The sequence below is a fragment of the Streptomyces sp. P3 genome (assembly GCF_003032475.1).
In the GTDB taxonomy this organism is placed as follows: domain Bacteria; phylum Actinomycetota; class Actinomycetes; order Streptomycetales; family Streptomycetaceae; genus Streptomyces.
This window is the reverse complement of sequence record NZ_CP028369.1, coordinates 9698153-9715100: the sequence shown is the minus strand read 5'-3', so window position 1 is coordinate 9715100 and position 16948 is coordinate 9698153. Positions and strand designations below refer to the sequence as shown.

Below are 16948 nucleotides of genomic sequence, written 5' to 3'. Positions count from 1 at the left end.
CGGCGCGCCGGGCGCCGCAGCCGACCTCGTCCGTCGCGGCCGTCCCACCGGCCACCCCCGTCGGATCAGACCGCGGACCCCCGGATCCGGAACGCGAAGGAGTTGTGGACGCGGGTGTGGGCGGCCGGGCCATGCGGCGCGGTCGGCCGGTTCGTGCGCGGCGTGAACGCTCTGCCGGTCCGGTCAAGCGGAGCGAGAGATTCACCCGGCTGTGGGATCATGCGCCCGTGAACGCACCCTCCACCCCAGCTCCGGGCGGATCACCCGCCGAACGCGAGCCCAAGTCATTCGGTTTCGCTGCCGAGTTCAAGGACGCCGTCACCCTTCGGGCCTTCGGGCTCGTGCTCGGCGGCCTGCTCGTCCAGCTCGCCTTCGTCGTGTCCTACGTCGGCGCCTTCCACTCCCCCACGCCGCATCGGATACCCGTGGCGGTCGCCGCTCCGCAGCAGGCGTCCGCGAAGATCGTCGCCCAGCTCAACGCGCTCGACGGCGACCCGGTCGAGGCCACTGCGGCGCCGAGCACCGCTGCCGCCCGGCAGTGGGTCCTCACCAGGAAGGCCGATGCCGCCTTCCTCTTCGACCCGGCCGGCGCCGAGGACACCCTCCTGGTCGCCTCGGCGGGCGGGCCGTCGGTGTCGCAGACCGCCACACAGATCGCACAGAAGATCGAGGCCGGGCAGAAGCGACAGATCACCGTCACCGACATACGGCCCCCCAACACCGGGGACGGGCGCGGGATGACGTCCTTCTACCTCGTGCTCGGCTGGGTGATCGGCGGCTATCTGACCGCGACGATCATGGGCATGGCCGCGGGTGCGCGTCCCGCCAACCGACAGCGCACCCTGATCCGTCTCGGCGTGCTCGTGCTGTACGCGGTCGCGTCGGGGATCGCCGGAGCGGTCGTCGTCGGGCCCGTCTTCGACGCACTCGGGGGCCACTTCTGGGCTCTGAGCGGGATCGGCACGCTGGTGGTCCTCGCCTCGGCGGCGACCGCGCTCGCACTGCAGACCCTGCTCGGTCTCGCGGGCACCGGCCTGGTCATCCTGCTCTTCGTGGTGCTGGGCAACCCCAGTTCCGGCGGTGTCTACCCGGCGCCACTGCTCCCCGCGTTCTGGAGCGCGATCGGACAGGCTCTGCCTCCGGGGGCCGGCACCACCCTGGTCCGCAACACGGTGTACTTCTCGGGACACGCCGTCACCACGGCGGTCTGGGTGCTCGGCGCCTACGCGGTGGGCGGCGCGGTACTCGCCTGGGCGGCTTCCTGGCGGAACGAGAAGCGGCGTCTCGACGCCTCGTCCGCCGAGTCCGAGGCCGAGACCCCACCTCAGGCCGCCGCGCCCGCCGTCTGACGCGCCGTCCGGCCGCGCCGGAGGCCGGGTATCGCCGTCGGCGGCATGGCCGTCAGGGCCCGGAGACCCGTGGTCGACGCACGGCCGTCGGGCCCGCCCCCGGAGCCCCGGCGCTTCGGGGCTTCGGGGCATCGGGGCATCGGGGCATCGGGGCATCGGGGCATCGGGGCATCGGGGCATCGGGGCATCGGGGCATCGGGGCATCGGCAAGGGCGTGCCCCGACCCGGCGGGTCAATCCGCGCAGGTTCCCGAGTACGCGTATCCGGGCAGCAGCCGCTGCCATCGGCCGCGGTCGACCGGTCCCACCACACGGCACAGGGCCGCGACGCGTTCGGTGATGCCGAGATCCCACAGCCGGACGGTGCCGTCGTTGCCGGCGCTGGCGACCCTCCTGCCGTCCGGGGCGTAGGCCACGCTCCACACCGCTCGGGTGTGCCCGGTCAGTGTCGCGACAAGCCGTCTGCGCACGGTGTCCCACAGCCGTACCGTGCGGTCGTTGCCACTGCTGGCGAGCGAGCGTCCGTCGGGGCTGAACGCCAGCCCCCGCACCGAGCCGGCGTGCTGGCCGAGCAGTCCCGTCACTCGCGCCCCGGCCACGTCCCACATCCGGATGACGCCGTCGTTGCCCGAACTGGCGAGGGAGCGACCGCCGGGGGCGAACGCCACGGCGCGCACCGAGCCGCCCTTCGCGGTGAGGACGGCGGTGGGGCTGCCACGCGAGACGTTCCAGAGCCGCAGGGTGAGATCGTCGCTGCCGCTCACGACCGTTGCGCTGTCGGCGCTGAAGGCCAGGCAGTTCACGAAGTCGGTGTGCCCGGTGAGCACCGTGGCCCGCGTCCCCGCCGGACCGCCCGCGGACGACATCCTCCACAGCCGTACGGTGTTGTCGGCGGAGGCGGAGGCGAGCCATCGGCCGTCCGGACTGAACGTCACGTCGAACACGGCACGGGTGTGCCCGCTGAGCACGACCGGGGCGCCCCCGCCGGCCGCGAGGGGCCACAGCCGCACGGTGTGGTCGGCGCCGGCCGAGGCGAGCCACCGGCCGTCCGGGCTGAACGCCACGGCGTAGGCCGCGCCGCTGTGGCCGGTCAGGGTGCGGACGAGGGTGCGGCGCCCCACGTCCCAGAGCTGCAGGGCGCCGTCGGTCGCCGCGGAGGCGAGCATCCGGCCGTCCGGGCTGAAGGCGGCCTTCCACAGTTCGCTGACCGGGTAGGCGCTGAGTGTGTGGCCGGTGAGGTCCCACAGGGCCACGGTCCCGTCGAAGCCGGCGGTGGCCAGCAGATCGCCCCTCTCCGCGACGGCGACGGCCATCACGTAGTCCGTGTGCCCCGAGAAGGAGTCGACCGTGCGGCGGGTGTGGACGTCCCAGCGGACGATCGTGCCGTCACCCCCCGCGGAGACCACCGTGTGACCGCCGGGTCCGAAGGCGAGCCCGTTCACGTCGTCGTCGTGACCGGCGAGAAGGGCGGTCTGCCGGTGGGTCGCGGGATCCCACAGCCGTACGGTGCGGTCCGCGCCGCCGGTGGCGAGCACCCGGCTGTCGGGGCTGAACGCCACGGCGAGGACATCGCCGCTGTGGCCGCTCAGGACGCCGGCGTTCCGGCGGGTGTGCGGATTCCACAGGCGTACGGTGCGATCGGCGCCCGCGCTGGCCAGGCGGGAGCCGTCGGGGGCGTACGCCAGCGCGAGGACGTCGCCGGAGTGCCCTGGAAGCCACCCGGTCTGACGGTGGGTCCGGGTGTCCCACAGGCGCACGGTGCCGTCCTGGCCGGCGGAGGCCACCGTACGGCCGTCGGGCGAGAAGCTCACGGCGCGGACAGGTCCCCGGTGCCCGGTCAGGACGGCGATCTGACGTCGGTCGGACACGGACCAGAGCCGGATCGTGGCGTCCGAACTGGCCGACGCCAGGGTGCGCCCGTCCGGCGAGAAGGACACGGACCGCACGGGCCCGTGATGACCCGCGAGCTCTCCCACGGACCGTTTGGCGGCGGCGTCCCACAGCCGCACGGTGCCGTCGGAGCTCGCCGAGGCCAACAGTCGTCGGCCGGGGCCGAAGACCACGCAGTTCACCGCCCCGTGGTGGCCGGTGAGCCGGCCCGCGAAGGCGTTGGCCTGCGTGCTGAGCAGAGCGCCGCGCGCCTCCGTGGTCCGCGAGGTGCGGTAGGCGGACTCCGCCAGCAGCATCGAGGCCTCCGGCCGCCCGAACGCGAGTTGGGCGGAGCTCGCCGCCATGGCCTGCGACAGGGCCGTCCGGCGCTGTTCGTCGGCGGAGGTGCGCTGCTCGAAGACCGTCGCGCCGGCCAGGAGGGCCAGGGCGAGCAGGACGGTCAGCACGACGACGCCGGCCCGCTGTTGACGCACCCGGCGCCGCGACAGGCGGCGGCGCAGGTCCTCCTCCCGGTCGGAGGCGCGCAGGAAGTCGGCCTCCACGGGCGTCGGCACGCTGTCCCGGCCGCTGGGACCGGCCGCCCACTCCCGGGCGGCCGTCAGCCGGGCCCCGCGGTAGAGCAGACTCGGGTCGCGGTTCTCGCGGTCCCATTCACGGGCGGCGGCGCCCAGTTGCTGGTGCAGGAGCAGATCGGCGCGCGTCGCCCCGACCCAGGTGCGCAGTCTGGGCCACGCCCGCAGCAGGGCCTCGTGCACGATCTCGACGCGGTCGGCGTCCACCGTCAGCAGACGAGCTGCCACCAGAGCGTCGAGCGTGGCGCGCGCGGCGGCCGGGTCCCGCAGCCCGTCGAGCAGTTCGGACGTGGTACGGGGCCGCCGGGAGGCCTCGTTGTCCTCACCGACGCGCACCAGCCGCAGCAGCAGCCGACGCGCGGCGTCCTGCCGGACCGGCGACAGCGCGGCGAAGAGGTCCTCGGCCGCGGCGGCGACGGACCCGTGGATACCGCCCGTCGCCAGGTATCCCGCCACGGTCATGGTGGAGTCGGTGCGCCGGTGCCAGGTCTCCCGCAGGGCGTGTCCGAGCAGCGGAAGGACCCCGGGCCGGCCGATCGGGACGCCCGGGTCGGGGCCGTTGCCCGCCGCGCCCGCCGTGTCGGCGGCTCCGAGGTCGCGCAGCAGCAGTTCGACCAGTCCCGGCTCCAGGGTGGTGCCCGTCGCCGCCGCCGGACGCACGATGCACTCCCGCAGTTCGTCGGTGGTCATCGCGCCCAGCGCGAACAGCCCGTCGCTGACGACCGGGACCAGCTGCGGGTACTCCAGACAGCGACCGGTGACGTCGGCGCGCACACCGAGCACCACGGTGAACGCCGTCGCGCCCGCCTCGGGTTCGTCGCCACCGCCGGCGAGTGCGGCGAGCGCCGCGACGTAGGCTCCGCGTTCCGTCTCGTCGTCGCAGAGGGTGAAGACCTCCTCGAACTGGTCGACGATGACGACGCAGCCGCGGGGCCGCCGCGCGGCGAGGGCCCAGGAGCGCAGGGCCGCCACGAGCCGGTCGGCCCGCTCGCCGGGCGGGCCGTCGTCGTGGAGGTGGTCGAGCAGTCCGGCGGGCAGTGCGGCGCGCAGCACGTGCAGGAGAGCGGACAGCGGACGTGCCGTGGGGGTGCACATCACGACCGGAGCGCCGGCGTCGGTGTCGGCGGGCGGCCCACGGTCGATGTCGACGTCGGTGCCGATGTCGACACCGGCGGAGAGCGACCCGTCGCGGCCGACGCCGGGCCCGCCGTCCGCGAGGGCGGGGACGAGGCCCGCACCCAGCAACGAGGACTTTCCCGACCCGGAAAGGGCGACGACGGCCACCGGTCCCTTGCCGAACCGCTGGGCGAGGCGCTGGACGAGCGCGGCCACCGCCCGCTCCCGGCCGAAGAACCGTCCCGCGTCACGGGGACCGAAGGCCGACAGGCCCGGGTACGGACAGCTCTCGCCGTCGCCCGGCCCCGACTGCTCCTCTCGCAGGGCCGGCGGCAGCAGAGCGAGCAGAACGCCGTCGGCTGCCAGAGCGTCGTCGCACAACCGCGCGACATCGCCGTTGACCGGCTTCCTGCCGTTCTCGATCTTGCTCAGATAGCCCTTGCTGTAGTGCGTGATCCGCGCGAGGTCGGCCAGCGACAGGCCGCGTTCCAGGCGCAGTTCGCGGAGCGCGACGCCGAACGACGAGTGCTGCGGCCGCCGTCGAGCGGCGGCCGACGGGTTCGCCGGCTCGCCGTCCTTGTGGTCCATGAGTGGTGTGCCCCCGAGGCCAACGGCGCGCGGAGCGCCGTTTCTGACGCCGACTGGTCAGGTCGGCGACCGTATGTCTGGGGGATGGTAAGCCGGGACGAGAACGGGGCATCCGAGGCATGACCGGAAGTGACGAGTGTCACAAACACCAACCGGCGTCCGGCACGTGAGGGCGCCGGCCGCCCCGGTACGCCGGCCCCCCCGTTATGTTCTTCGCGGTCCTGCAAGAGGGCCGCTGGCCTCCGGGCCCGGCATGACTGTGTCCCCCTGTCGAACGGATGACCTGGGGGGTGGTGTCACCGGGCTCGGGAGGTGCCGTCGGAGACGCTGATGAGAGGTCCGGCCACCGCCCGGTCCGGCGCAATGCCGGACAGCTCGCGGGCGGCAGGTCTGCATAACGTGGATGCGCGCGCACGACACCACTGCCGAGGCCGGCACGCTCAACACCCTGGAAAGGGCGCGATGTTCGACACCGAAGACGTGGGCGTGTTCCTCGGCCTGGACGTCGGAAAGAGTGCTCACCACGGCCACGGGCTCACCCCGGCCGGGAAGAAGGTCCTCGACAAGCAGCTGCCCAACAGCGAGCCGAAACTGCGGGCCGTCTTCGACAAACTCAAGGCCAAGTTCGGCACCGTCCTGGTGATCGTGGACCAGCCCGCCTCCATCGGCGCCCTCCCGCTCACGGTCGCCCGGGACACCGGCTGCAAGGTCGCCTACCTGCCCGGACTCGCGATGCGGCGGATCGCCGACCTGTATCCGGGCGAGGCCAAGACCGACGCGAAGGACGCAGCCGTGATCGCGGACGCCGCCCGCACCATGCCGCACACCCTGCGCTCGCTGGAGCTCACCGACGAGATCACCGCCGAACTCACGGTTCTCGTCGGCTTCGACCAGGACCTCGCGGCCGAGGCCACCCGCACCTCCAACCGCATACGCGGCCTGCTCACCCAGTTCCACCCGTCGCTGGAGCGCGTCCTGGGCCCCCGCCTCGACCACCAGGCCGTCACCTGGCTGCTGGAGCGCTACGGCTCCCCGGCCGCACTGCGCAAAGCCGGCCGCCGCAGGCTCGTCGAGCTCATCCGGCCCAAGGCCCCACGCATGGCCCAGCGGCTGATCGACGATGTCTTCGAAGCGTTGGACGAGCAGACCGTCGTGGTCCCGGGCACCGGCACCCTCGACATCGTCGTGCCCTCCCTGGCCCGCTCGCTCGCCGCTGTCCACGAACAGCGCCGGGCCCTGGAAGCCCAGATCAACGCCCTGCTGGAGGCCCACCCTCTTTCCCCGGTCCTGACGTCGATGCCCGGCGTCGGCGTCAGGACCGCCGCCGTCCTGCTGGTCACCGTCGGCGACGGCACCAGCTTCCCCACCGCCGCCCACCTCGCCTCCTACGCCGGCCTCGCCCCGACAACGAAGTCGTCCGGCACCTCGATCCACGGCGAACACGCACCCCGAGGCGGCAACCGCCAGCTCAAACGCGCCATGTTCCTGTCCGCCTTCGCCTGCATGAACGCCGACCCCGCCTCCCGCACCTACTACGACAAGCAACGCAACCGCGGCAAGACCCACACCCAGGCCCTCCTCCGCCTCGCCCGCCAACGCATCAGCGTCCTGTTCGCCATGCTCCGCGACGGCACCTTCTACGAATCCCGCACACCCGCGGACGTCGAGCTCGCCGCATGACCCCAGCAAGACCGAATCACCCCAAAACCGACAGGGGCGCCTTGACGAAGGACATAGAGGCACCCCCCGCGGGCCTGCGTACCGGGGCGGTGGATCTGTGGTCAGCCGACGGGACTGGTCAACTCATGCCCGGAATCACGCAGTTCCGGACACCGTTCAGCCACGCGTCGCCCTTCATGTAGATGTTGCTGACCCAGCCCTGGTACTCGGGCAGGTACGACCAGGTGTCGTTGGTGTATCCCTCGGCCGTCACACTCTCGGCGTGCTTCTGGCAGGAGACCGCCACGCCGGTCGGACCGGAGAGCCGGGTCACGACGCCCGCGCCGGTGGAAGGCGTGCTGCGGATGGTCACCCCGGTGCCCCAGGTGCTGTAGGCGTGCGCTCCGACGGGGGTCGCGGTTCCCCTGCCGTCGCAGGCCGGGACACCGGCGAGCCAGGCGTCGCCCTTCATGTAGATGTTGGTGATCCAGGCGCCGTACTGCGGCAGGTAGGACCACGCGTCGTTGGTGTAGCCCTCCGACGTCACGCTCTGGGCATGCATCTGGCAGCTGACGGCGACCGAGGTGGGGCCGGCCAGCCGGGCGACCGTCGTCCCGTTGACTGTGGACGGCTGGGAGCGGAGCGCCACGTCGGTGCCCCACGTGCCGTACGCGCCGCCCTGGGTGGCGTTGCCTCCGCCGCCGGGGCCGATCTGCGTGTCGTAGTCGGCCCCTGAGCAGGTGGGCACCTCCGGCAGCCAGGCAGGACCCCTGAGGAAGATGTTGCTGATCCAGCCGCCCCGGTTGGACAGGTACGTCCAGGCGTCGTTGGTGTAGCCCTCCGCGGTGACGCGCTCTCCGCGCTGCTGGCACTTGGCGTAGACGATGTCAGGTCCGGACAGCCGGGTCACCTGGCCGGCCGAACGGTTGGGGTGCTCGCGCACGGCGACGTCCGTGCCCCACGTCACCTGGAGCGTGCCGTCGTAGCCCGTGGGTTCCGTGAACGGGCCGCCCTGCGGCATCCGCGTCACACCGACCAGGCGGTTGTCGCTGATACGCGAGTTGATGTCGATCACACGGATCGGCAGCTGCGACTGGTAGGCCTCGACGACATAGCCGTCCCCGAGGTAGATCATCATGTGGGTGATGTCCTTCACCTGACCGCCGACCGCTGTGTACACCAGGTCGCCGGGCTGCATGTCGGACACCGCCGGCTTGCCTCCGCCGGCGCCGTGGACCTGCTGGTACTTCCGCCCCCCGTTGACGTACATGGCGTAGGCCGTCCCGTCGCCGAGGATGTCGTACCCGGCGGCCCTGGACCAGGCCCAGCGCGCGAAGCCCGAACAGTCGAACCCGCGGGTCTGGGGGTCGAGCGCGGTCTCCTCGAAGTGGCTCGGGCTGCTCAGGTCCCAGGTGCCGTAACTCTGGCCGGGAGCCGGTCCATGGCCTCCGCCCCACGTGTACACCGTTCTCGCGCGCCATTCCGCGCAGGCCGCGTCGATCGCGCGGTGCGCCTCCGGCGAGGCGATGCCCTGCACGGCGCACCAGTTCTGCTCCCCCGTACCGGCCGCCTGTGCGGCGGTGGTCGGAAGCAGGGCCAGGAGGAGGGCGGTCACCATCACGGCGACCAGCCCCGCTCCCCGGCGCAGTGTTCTCATCCGGTACTCCTCTCGCGGCCGTGCCACGTGGTCGTGGCGCCGACAGTGCGGACCGCGTTTCGATCACGCCCCCGTGCGGCTCAGGAGCAGAACAGGCCTCACCGTGGCCTCGGTGGGCGGCCGGGACCAGGGGTTTCCCGTTGCCTCTTGGCGTGGCGACCGGGAAACCCCTGATCCGACCTGCTCCGGCCCCCTCCGGCCGTCGTTCTCGGGCCGTCGCCCTCGGGCCGTCCTCCTCCGGCAGTTCTTTCTCCGGCCGTCCTTCTCCGGTCCGGTCAGCCGCGCCAGATCTTGACGTACGTCACCGCGTCGTTGAGCGTGTCGCCGACGTAGGACACCGAGCGCCCGAAGGTGCCGTTGCCCCTCGGGCCGCTGAGGAAGGCCTTGGTGCATCCGCCGTCGACGAGGAGCGACGACAGGTGCGATGACCACCAACTGTTCGGGTTGAAGCTGTAGCCCGCCGCGTCGCAGGGCCCGGCGTTGCCGTAGACCTTGGTGTACTCGCCGCCCCAGTCGGCGTGCTCGGACCAGGTCATCAGCTCCGTCTGCGCCGCCGCCCGCGGTACGGCCGCCGCGGCCCGGGCGGAGGCGTCGGGACCGTTGAAGCACTGGTGCAGGCTGACATGGGAGGTGCTCTCGCCGGGCTTCACCTCGTCGAGGACGAGCACGCAGTGGGCCGGCCCGGCGCTCTTGGCCGCGACGGGGGCCGAAGCGGCGACGGCGGGACTCCCCAGCGCCCCGACGAGGGCGGCCGTCGCGAGCGCGAGCACGGTGCGTGACTTGTTCATGGGCTTCTCCAAAGAGATTTCGTCGTCACGGTCGTCGGACGGACGCCGTGCGGATCCGCACGCGGGTGCGGGCGGGCGTTCGGGCGAACCGGTGCCGGCCTACCACCACGGGTCGGTGCAGTGGATGCCGGACCGGGTCGAACCGCACGCGCGGAACTTCCAGTTGGCGTCCGTACTGGTGCGCTGGGCCGCGCTCGTCTTGTTCTCGCCGCCCCGTGAGGTGAACGGCCCGCACTGGATCCAGGTGCGGCCGCCGTCCCGGGTCCAGTCCAGCCAGACCTGGTTGCCCGGCTGCACGTCGCCGGCGATGAGCGCCCAACCGCGCTGGACACCGCGGATGTTGCCGTACTGCACGCTGATGTTGATGCCCTCGCTCCACAGCGTCACCTGGCGGGCGGCGGTGTCGTAGGCGTTGTCGGAGATGTCGATGAACCCGTTCCTGCCGCCCTCGCAGTCCGAAGCGGCCGCCTGCGCCGAGCCCGCGGGCCCGAGGAGCGTCATGCCGCCTGCGAGCAGCGCCGCGGCCGCAGCCGTGGACAGGGCCCTGCCCCGGACGGACCGCCGCGCGGCGGACGTAACACGATTCCAACTGATCACTGGCCCAGATCCCTACGTGAGTCCCGTCCCGGGGCCGACGCACCGTGCGGCGGCGCTCCCTGGAGATCGGCGATGCTCAGGTTGCCGTCGTGGACCCGGGGCGACCAGGCGTTTCCCGGGGTTGTCCCGTTGCCCGTGCCGTGGGAAACGCCTGGCCGCCCCGCGTCACCGCACCTCTCCTTCCGACGGGCGGCCGACGCGGGAGCGAAGACTCGAGGTGCTGCCGGGGGTCAGTTCACTTCGGCGGGTCGTCGATGGCCCGAGGGGAGAGATCGGCCCCGCCACCTCGAAACGATCGTCTTCCCGTTCAGTCCCGGACGAGGCAGAAGGGGTGCCCTGCGGGGTCCGCGAAGACGCGCCAGCTCCGCCGGTCGCCGCCTTCGTCGAGAAGGGTGCCGCCCAGACCGAGGACGCTCTCCTTGGCCCGGTCCAGATCTTCCACCCCCAGATCGAGATGGAACTGCTGAGGGCGGGCAGGATCCGGCCACCGAGGCGGCTGATAGTCCTCCACCCGCTGGAAGGCCAGCACGAACCCGCCGTCGGTGTGCAGCGTCGCCCAGTCCTCACCGAGCGACCACCGTGGATCGGGCCGGTTCACGACGCCGCCGAGGAGCGCCTGATAGAACCGGGACAGCTCGAGGACGTCGACGCAGTCCAGCACCGCACACTGCAACTTGGCGAACATGAGGGGCAGCGTAGAACAGCCCCGCGCCCGGGCCTTTCGCCGGCCTGCCCGCGGTCCGGGACCTCCGCGTCGGGGCCCCGCACCCGACGCCCCCGTCGCGCCGAGGGCCGGGCGGCGGACGGCCGAGAGGGGCGGCGCGGCCGCACGGGAGAGACCCCGCCGGGCCGCGGGTCACCTGGAAGTCCGACCGCTGACGCACCCTGGCGACCGGCCCCGCACCCCTCAGTCGTCGCGCAGCGCCTTGTGGATCTCGCCGAGCGAGCCGGTCAGTCTCGGGTAGTCGCCCGGGGGCACCGGCGTGACGAAGTACCGCTCGACGACCTGCGCGTGCACCTCGGCCGCCCGCAGGAAGACGGAGCGACCGTGGTCGGTGACCTCGACCAGCACACTCCGGCGGTCCTCGGGTGACGGCACACGGCGGGCCACGGCGGCCTCTTCCATGCGGTCGATCAGGCGCGTCACACCGCTGCTGGTCAGCGTGAGGTCGTCGGCGAGCACGCGTTGGGTGACCTCTTCTCCCGGCCGGCGACAGAGCCTGATGAGGACCTCGAACATCGTGTGGCTGATCCCGCACTCCCGCCGCAGGTCGCCGTCGATCCGCTGCTCCAGCCGGGTGGCGGTCTTGATCAGCAGCCCGAAGTCGTGCACGAGCGAGCTGTTGGCGGCACGGGCGGCCTCGTCGCCCTGCCGGTCGGCCGCATCCACGTGTCGACGTCCTCCCCTGATCGAAGGCCCCTCCTGACGAGGGTCCGCTGCTTCCCCGACTTTACTGCCTGCTCACCTACCGATGTCTCAATTGCTGAGCAATCAATTGCTGAGCAGTCAACAAAGGCCTACGATGCGACCCACCACCGCGCAGCAATCGGAGAAGGGGACACGTCCATGGACCTGCAGCACTGGCTCGGCCGGGCCACCCACGCCATACAGGAGTGGGAGGACACCTACAGCCCGTACGAGCCGCACCCTTCCCTGCACGTCGACGACGAGCGCTTCGCCTCGGCCTTCCAGGAGTTCACCGGCCGGCTGACCAAGGACAACTATCCCTTCTTCCACCCGCACTACGCGGGCCAGATGCTCAAGCCCCCGCACCCCGCCGCGGTGGTCGGCCACCTCACCGCCATGCTGATCAACCCCAACAACCACGCCCTGGACGGCGGGCCGGCCACCGCGGCGATGGAGCGCGAGGCCGTCGCGCAGCTCGCCGCCATGTTCGGCTACGACACCCACCTGGGCCACCTCACCACCAGCGGCACGATCGCCAACCTCGAGGCCCTCTTCGTCGCCCGGGAACTCCACCCCGGTCGCGGAGTCGCCTACAGTGCCGAAGCCCACTACACCCACGGCCGTATGTGCCACGTCCTCGGAATGAAGGGCCACCCGGTCCCCACCGACGCGGGGGGCCGCATGGACCTCGACGCCCTGGAGGACGTCCTTCGCAGCGGAGACGTCGGCACCGTCGTCCTCACCGCGGGGACCACCGGACTGGGCGCCGTCGACCCGATCCACCGGGCGCTCGCCCTGCGGGACCGCTACGGCGTACGCCTCCATGTCGACGCCGCCTACGGGGGTTTCTTCACCCTCCTCGCCGGCGCCGACGGCCCCGAGGGGCTCCCGCCCGAACCCTGGCAGGCGATCTCCCGGTGCGACTCGATCGTCGTCGACCCGCACAAGCACGGACTCCAGCCCTACGGCTGCGGGGCCGTCCTCTTCCGCGACCCCGAAGTGGGGCGCTTCTACCTGCACGACTCGCCCTACACCTACTTCACCTCCACCGAACTCCACCTCGGCGAGATCAGCCTGGAGTGCTCGCGCGCGGGCGCCTCGGCCGCCGCGCTGTGGCTCACCTTCCGCCTCATCCCGCCCACCCCCGCCGGTCTCGGCCGCGTGCTGGCAGCCGGCCGCCGGGCCGCACTGCGGTGGGCCGACCTCATCTCGCAGTCCGACGTGCTGAAGCTGTACCAGCGGCCGGAGTTGGACATCGTCGGGTACTTCCCGACCGTGGCACCCGCCACCCTGTCCGCCGTCGACGCCGCGTCCGCGCGGGTGCTGACGGACGGGATGGACGACGCCGATCCGGTGTTCCTGAGCACCCTCAAAGCCGGTCGTGAGGCGTTCACGGTCCGCCACCCCGAGATCATCGCGGACGTCGACGGCGCACGCGTTCTCCGCAGCGTCCTGATGAAGCCGGAATCAGAACGACACGTCGAACGTCTCCACGACCGGGTGGAACAGCTCGCGCGGCGGCGCTGACCGAAGCCGACGAGCACGCGGGTCCGGGCACCGCAGCTCGCCGGGAGGGCTCCTCCCGCGCCGGTACGCCCGACGGCCCGCACTCGCGCGCGGGCGATGCGTCGGCGATGGCGGAACCGCACTCGGCGCGCGAGGCGGTCGTCACGAGGGGCCTCCCGCGGGGCGGCGAGCCGCGGCGTCACCGCGCGGCCGGGTCCGCGAGGACGATGCGGGCGATGACGCGTTTGCCGTCCGGCTGCCGCTCGACGACGAGGTCATGGGCGACGGCCTGGACGATCTCCAGGCCGTGGCGGCCTATCCGGCCGGGGTCGGCGGCCTCCACCGCGGGCACGGTGCGATCGCTGTCCTGGACCACGACCTCCACCATGGCTCCGGTGACGCGCAGCCGCATCAACGCCGGTCCCGGCGCGTACTTGCGGACATTGGTGACCAGCTCGCTGACCACCAGCCGGGTCAGGTCCATCGCGCGCGCGGAGACGTCCACACCGCGCTCGTCACGGGCCCTCGCGAGGAAGTCGGCGGCGTCCCGACGGGCCTGCGCGATGCACCCGTCGCCTCCTGCCAGAGCGTACCCAGCCTCGATCAGCCCAGTGCCGGGCCCCGTGCCGCCCTCGTCGTCGGATCGCGATTCCACCAGGCATCGTCCTTCTGCTCCCCACTCACGGGTGTGCGTGTACCCGCCACGTTGTCACGCATGTCACGGGCCGTGTTGTCACGCATGTCACGGGCCGTGTTCTTCGGCACAGCCGGTCGGGAGCATTCGGCCGGGGACGTGCGGCAGAATTGCTCTCACAGACGCTGCCCCCGGCAGCCTGGGCGCGATTGAGGAAACGGTGACTGACAACCAGGAAACGGGCCGATCCGACCGGCTGTCCGTCGAACACGCCAGCGTCGGCGACATCCGTGTCGTGATCCTGCGCGGCGAGATCGATCACGACGTCAAGGACGTGCTGAGCGAGGCACTGCTGTCCCGCAACGATGATCAGAGGCACCGGATCGTGGCGGACCTCAGCGGCGTGACCTTCCTGGACTCCAGCGGCATCAACGTGTTCGTCCAGGTTCACCAGCGCGTGAGCGCCGGCGAGGGGTGGCTGCGCCTGGCCGCCGCCCAGGAATCGGTGGCACGGGTCGTCCAGCTCGTCGGACTCGACGCGGTGCTCTCCTGCCACAGCACCGTCGAGCAGGCGCTCACCGCCTGATCGCCGCTGCGACCTGCCGGCCGCCCCGGGCCGCCCGCTGCGAGCGGGCGGCCCGGGGCGCGAAGCCGCGGATCAGGAGCCGGTCTGCGGCCGGTGGCCGGCGCCGCGGTCGGCATCGAGTCCGGCGACCAGGCCCCGCAGGACCGGCCCGTACTCGGGATGAGCGAGCGCGAACGCCATCTGCGCGACGAGGTAGTCGGCCGGGTTGCCGGTGTCGTACCAACGCCCCTGGATGACCTGCCCGTACACCGCGCGGGTGGCGGCGTAGGCGTTGATCGCGTCGGTCAGGTAGACCTCGCCGGTCCGGTGCTCGTACCAGCGCCGGGTCTGCTCGCGCAGTTCGTCGATGATGCCGGGGGTGACGACGTAGCCGCCGATGGCCGCGTACGACGACGGGGCGTCGGCGGGCCGGGGCTTCTCGACCAGGCCGGTGATGCGCAGGGTGCCCCCTCCGAGGTCCTCCTTGACGATGGGCACGCCGTAGCGCTGGGAATCGCCCGGGTCCATCGGCAGCAGGGCCAGGACCGGACACCCCGTCAGTTCGTAGGCGCGGATCAGCTGTTGCGCGCGGGGCACGTCCGCCACGAAGACGTCGTCGGGCCACAGCACCAGGACGGGCTCGTCGCCGAAGGCGCGGGCGGCATTGAGCACGGGGGTGCCGTTGCCGTACGGGCCGTGCTGGTCGAGGTAGGTGATGTGGCCCCGCCGGGCCAGCTCGGCGACCTCCTCCACGGCGTCCGCGTAGGCCGTCTTGCCGTCCGCGCGAAGCTGGGCGACAAGGGCGGGGTTGGGCCGGAAATGGTCCTGGATGAGGCTCTTGCCGCCGGAGACGACGATGGTGATGTCGGTGATCCCGGAGTCCACCAGCTCGCGCACGGTGTGCTCGATGACCGGCTTGTCGCCGACCGGGAGCATCTCCTTGGGGGTCGCCTTGGTCAGGGGCAGCAGACGGGAGCCCAGTCCGGCGGCAGGGATCACTGCCCTGCGGATCGTCGGGGACATGCGGTCTCTCTCGGTCGAGCGGCACACCGTACCGGCCGGCACGGCACAGGCCGACGCTACCAACGCCCGCCACCGCCGCCCCCCGAACGCCGGTCCGGCCGGCCGTTCACGACACGATCAGCACCTGCGGGATCCGTGTGGTCGGTCACCGCGCGACACCCGATCGGGTCGGGCACCCGCCCCTTCCGCCCCGGCCGGTACGGCCTTCAGGGGGAACTCCGGGCCGCCACCGCGATCCGGCGGTGGACACGTGGTATCGGCATGAGATGTCCACACCCTCCGATGAGCCCGCTGCGCCGCTCGGGCGGCGCGGCGGCGCAGGGCCGCGCGTTCCGGGTCTGTTGCGGACCGCGGCCGCCTACGCGTGGAGGATCATCGCCGTCGGCGTCGTCGTCCGCGTCGCCTTCTCCGTGCTCGGACAGTTCCACCGGATCGCCGTCGCCGTCTTCCTCGGCCTCGTCGTCACCGCCGTGCTCCGCCCGGTGGCCGGTCTCCTGGCCCGGCTCATGCCCCGGCCGCTCGCGGTGGCCACGGGCGTTCATCGGCGCGGTCGTCCTCGTCCTCGGCGTGCTGGCCCTGGTGGGCGAGACCGCGGCCGATCAGCGAAGCGGGCTGGAGAAGGAGTTCGCCGCGGGCGTCGACCGGATCGAGCGGCAGCTGGAGGACCCTCCTTTCCGGCTTCCCCCGGACGCGTTCGACGATCTCCAGTCCCGGATCGGCGACCTCCTGTCGAGTCACCGTTCCACCCTCATCAGTACGGCGCTCAGCGGGGCCGGCCGACTGGTCGAGGTACTGACCGTGCTCGCCCTGGCCCTGTTCTGCGGAATCTTCTTCACCTACTCCGGCGACCGGCAGTGGCAGTGGGTGTGCGACCAACTGCCCGACGGAGCACGGCGCCAGTTCACGCTCATGGGCCAGGCCGCCTGGCGGACGTTCACCGGCTACACGCACGGCATCCTGCTGGTCGCCGTGATCAACGCGGTCCTCGTGGGCATCGCGTTGTCCGCCCTCGGCGTACCGCTGGCCGTCCCGTTGGCGCTCCTGGAGTTCCTGGCGGCGTTCATCCCGCTGATCGGCTCACCGATCGCCCTGGCCGTCGCTGCCGTCATCGCCCTCGCGTCGAAAGGGCCTCTCATCGCGTTGCTGGTCGTGGCCCTGATCGTGGTCATCGGTCAGATCGAGGGCCACCTCCTGCATCCCCTCGTGATGAGTTGGGCCGTCCGGCTGCATCCGGTGGTGGTGGCACTGGCCGTCGTCGGCGGAGCGGTCGCGGCGGGGGTCATCGGCGCCGTGGTCGCCGTACCGCTGGTGGCCGTGGTGTGGTCCGTGCACCAGGCGTTGCGGCATCGTGCCGAGATCCCGCGGTGAGGCCGGGGCACGGAGCCCGGTCGGCGAGGTGTCGGGGCGACGGGAAGTCGAACGGATGCATGGCCGGGCCTCTTTACGCGCGGTGAAGCGGTGCGGGGCGGCGGCCCGTCCGAGGGCCGCCGTTTCACCGATCCCGCACGGACGGCCGCTCGTGCGGACGAGGCTCGCCGCGCCGCAGCCGATCGGCCGACGGATGCCGAGAGGGCGAGAGGGCGAGAGGGCGAGAGGG

At 72.2% G+C, this 16948-nt stretch carries 12 protein-coding genes and 1 pseudogene; 5 read left to right on the top strand and 8 right to left on the bottom strand.

Annotated elements, in window-relative coordinates; genetic code table 11:
- The first annotated feature begins 227 nt into the window (after positions 1 to 227).
- Complete coding sequence (locus C6376_RS42990) at positions 228 to 1349, top strand: DUF3533 domain-containing protein (RefSeq protein WP_254076303.1); 1122 nt, start codon at positions 228 to 230, stop codon at positions 1347 to 1349.
- A 232-nt stretch (positions 1350 to 1581) separates the two neighbouring features.
- On the opposite strand, the gene C6376_RS42980 is transcribed toward C6376_RS42990, so the two are convergent.
- Positions 1582 to 5514 carry a helix-turn-helix domain-containing protein gene (locus C6376_RS42980; RefSeq protein WP_107448594.1) on the bottom strand — a complete coding sequence of 1311 codons (3933 nt, stop codon included), beginning with the start codon at positions 5512 to 5514 and terminating at the stop codon, positions 1582 to 1584.
- Positions 5515 to 5976: 462 nt separating this feature from the next.
- Between C6376_RS42980 and C6376_RS42975 the strand changes: the two genes are divergently transcribed.
- The gene (locus C6376_RS42975) at positions 5977 to 7194 is read left to right on the top strand and encodes an IS110 family transposase (protein ID WP_107442753.1); all 1218 of its coding nucleotides are present in this window, start codon (positions 5977 to 5979) and stop codon (positions 7192 to 7194) included.
- 118 nt (positions 7195 to 7312) lie between these two features.
- Here the strand turns inward: C6376_RS42975 and C6376_RS42970 are convergent, their stop codons facing one another.
- The 5 genes from C6376_RS42970 to C6376_RS42950 form a co-directional block, all read right to left on the bottom strand.
- Complete coding sequence (locus tag C6376_RS42970) at positions 7313 to 8830, bottom strand: NlpC/P60 family protein (RefSeq protein WP_107448593.1); 1518 nt, start codon at positions 8828 to 8830, stop codon at positions 7313 to 7315.
- A 275-nt stretch (positions 8831 to 9105) separates the two neighbouring features.
- The gene (locus C6376_RS42965) at positions 9106 to 9618 is read right to left on the bottom strand and encodes a hypothetical protein (protein WP_107448592.1); all 513 of its coding nucleotides are present in this window, start codon (positions 9616 to 9618) and stop codon (positions 9106 to 9108) included.
- Positions 9619 to 9717: 99 nt separating this feature from the next.
- Positions 9718 to 10119 carry a hypothetical protein gene (locus C6376_RS42960; RefSeq protein ID WP_107448591.1) on the bottom strand — a complete coding sequence of 134 codons (402 nt, stop codon included), beginning with the start codon at positions 10117 to 10119 and terminating at the stop codon, positions 9718 to 9720.
- A 403-nt stretch (positions 10120 to 10522) separates the two neighbouring features.
- Positions 10523 to 10900, bottom strand: coding sequence for a VOC family protein (locus C6376_RS42955; protein WP_107448590.1), 378 nt, complete (start codon positions 10898 to 10900; stop codon positions 10523 to 10525).
- 222 nt (positions 10901 to 11122) lie between these two features.
- Positions 11123 to 11605: a MarR family winged helix-turn-helix transcriptional regulator gene (locus tag C6376_RS42950; protein ID WP_107448589.1), complete on the bottom strand. Its 483-nt coding sequence runs from the start codon at positions 11603 to 11605 to the stop codon at positions 11123 to 11125.
- 177 nt (positions 11606 to 11782) lie between these two features.
- Here C6376_RS42950 and C6376_RS42945 point away from each other — a divergent pair, with 177 nt between their 5' ends.
- Complete coding sequence (locus tag C6376_RS42945) at positions 11783 to 13150, top strand: aminotransferase class I/II-fold pyridoxal phosphate-dependent enzyme (protein ID WP_107448588.1); 1368 nt, start codon at positions 11783 to 11785, stop codon at positions 13148 to 13150.
- Positions 13151 to 13328: 178 nt separating this feature from the next.
- On the opposite strand, the gene C6376_RS42940 is transcribed toward C6376_RS42945, so the two are convergent.
- Positions 13329 to 13784 carry an ATP-binding protein gene (locus C6376_RS42940; protein ID WP_107448587.1) on the bottom strand — a complete coding sequence of 152 codons (456 nt, stop codon included), beginning with the start codon at positions 13782 to 13784 and terminating at the stop codon, positions 13329 to 13331.
- Between the two features lie 199 nt (positions 13785 to 13983).
- Here C6376_RS42940 and C6376_RS46060 point away from each other — a divergent pair, with 199 nt between their 5' ends.
- The gene (locus C6376_RS46060; protein ID WP_254076302.1) at positions 13984 to 14349 is read left to right on the top strand and encodes an STAS domain-containing protein; all 366 of its coding nucleotides are present in this window, start codon (positions 13984 to 13986) and stop codon (positions 14347 to 14349) included.
- 72 nt (positions 14350 to 14421) lie between these two features.
- Here the strand turns inward: C6376_RS46060 and C6376_RS42930 are convergent, their stop codons facing one another.
- On the bottom strand, positions 14422 to 15351 hold the full coding sequence (locus C6376_RS42930; protein WP_107448586.1) for a UTP--glucose-1-phosphate uridylyltransferase: 930 nt from the start codon (positions 15349 to 15351) through the stop codon (positions 14422 to 14424).
- Positions 15352 to 15617: 266 nt separating this feature from the next.
- Here C6376_RS42930 and C6376_RS42925 point away from each other — a divergent pair.
- Positions 15618 to 16719, top strand: a pseudogene (locus C6376_RS42925) (AI-2E family transporter).
- Positions 16720 to 16948: the final 229 nt, after the last annotated feature.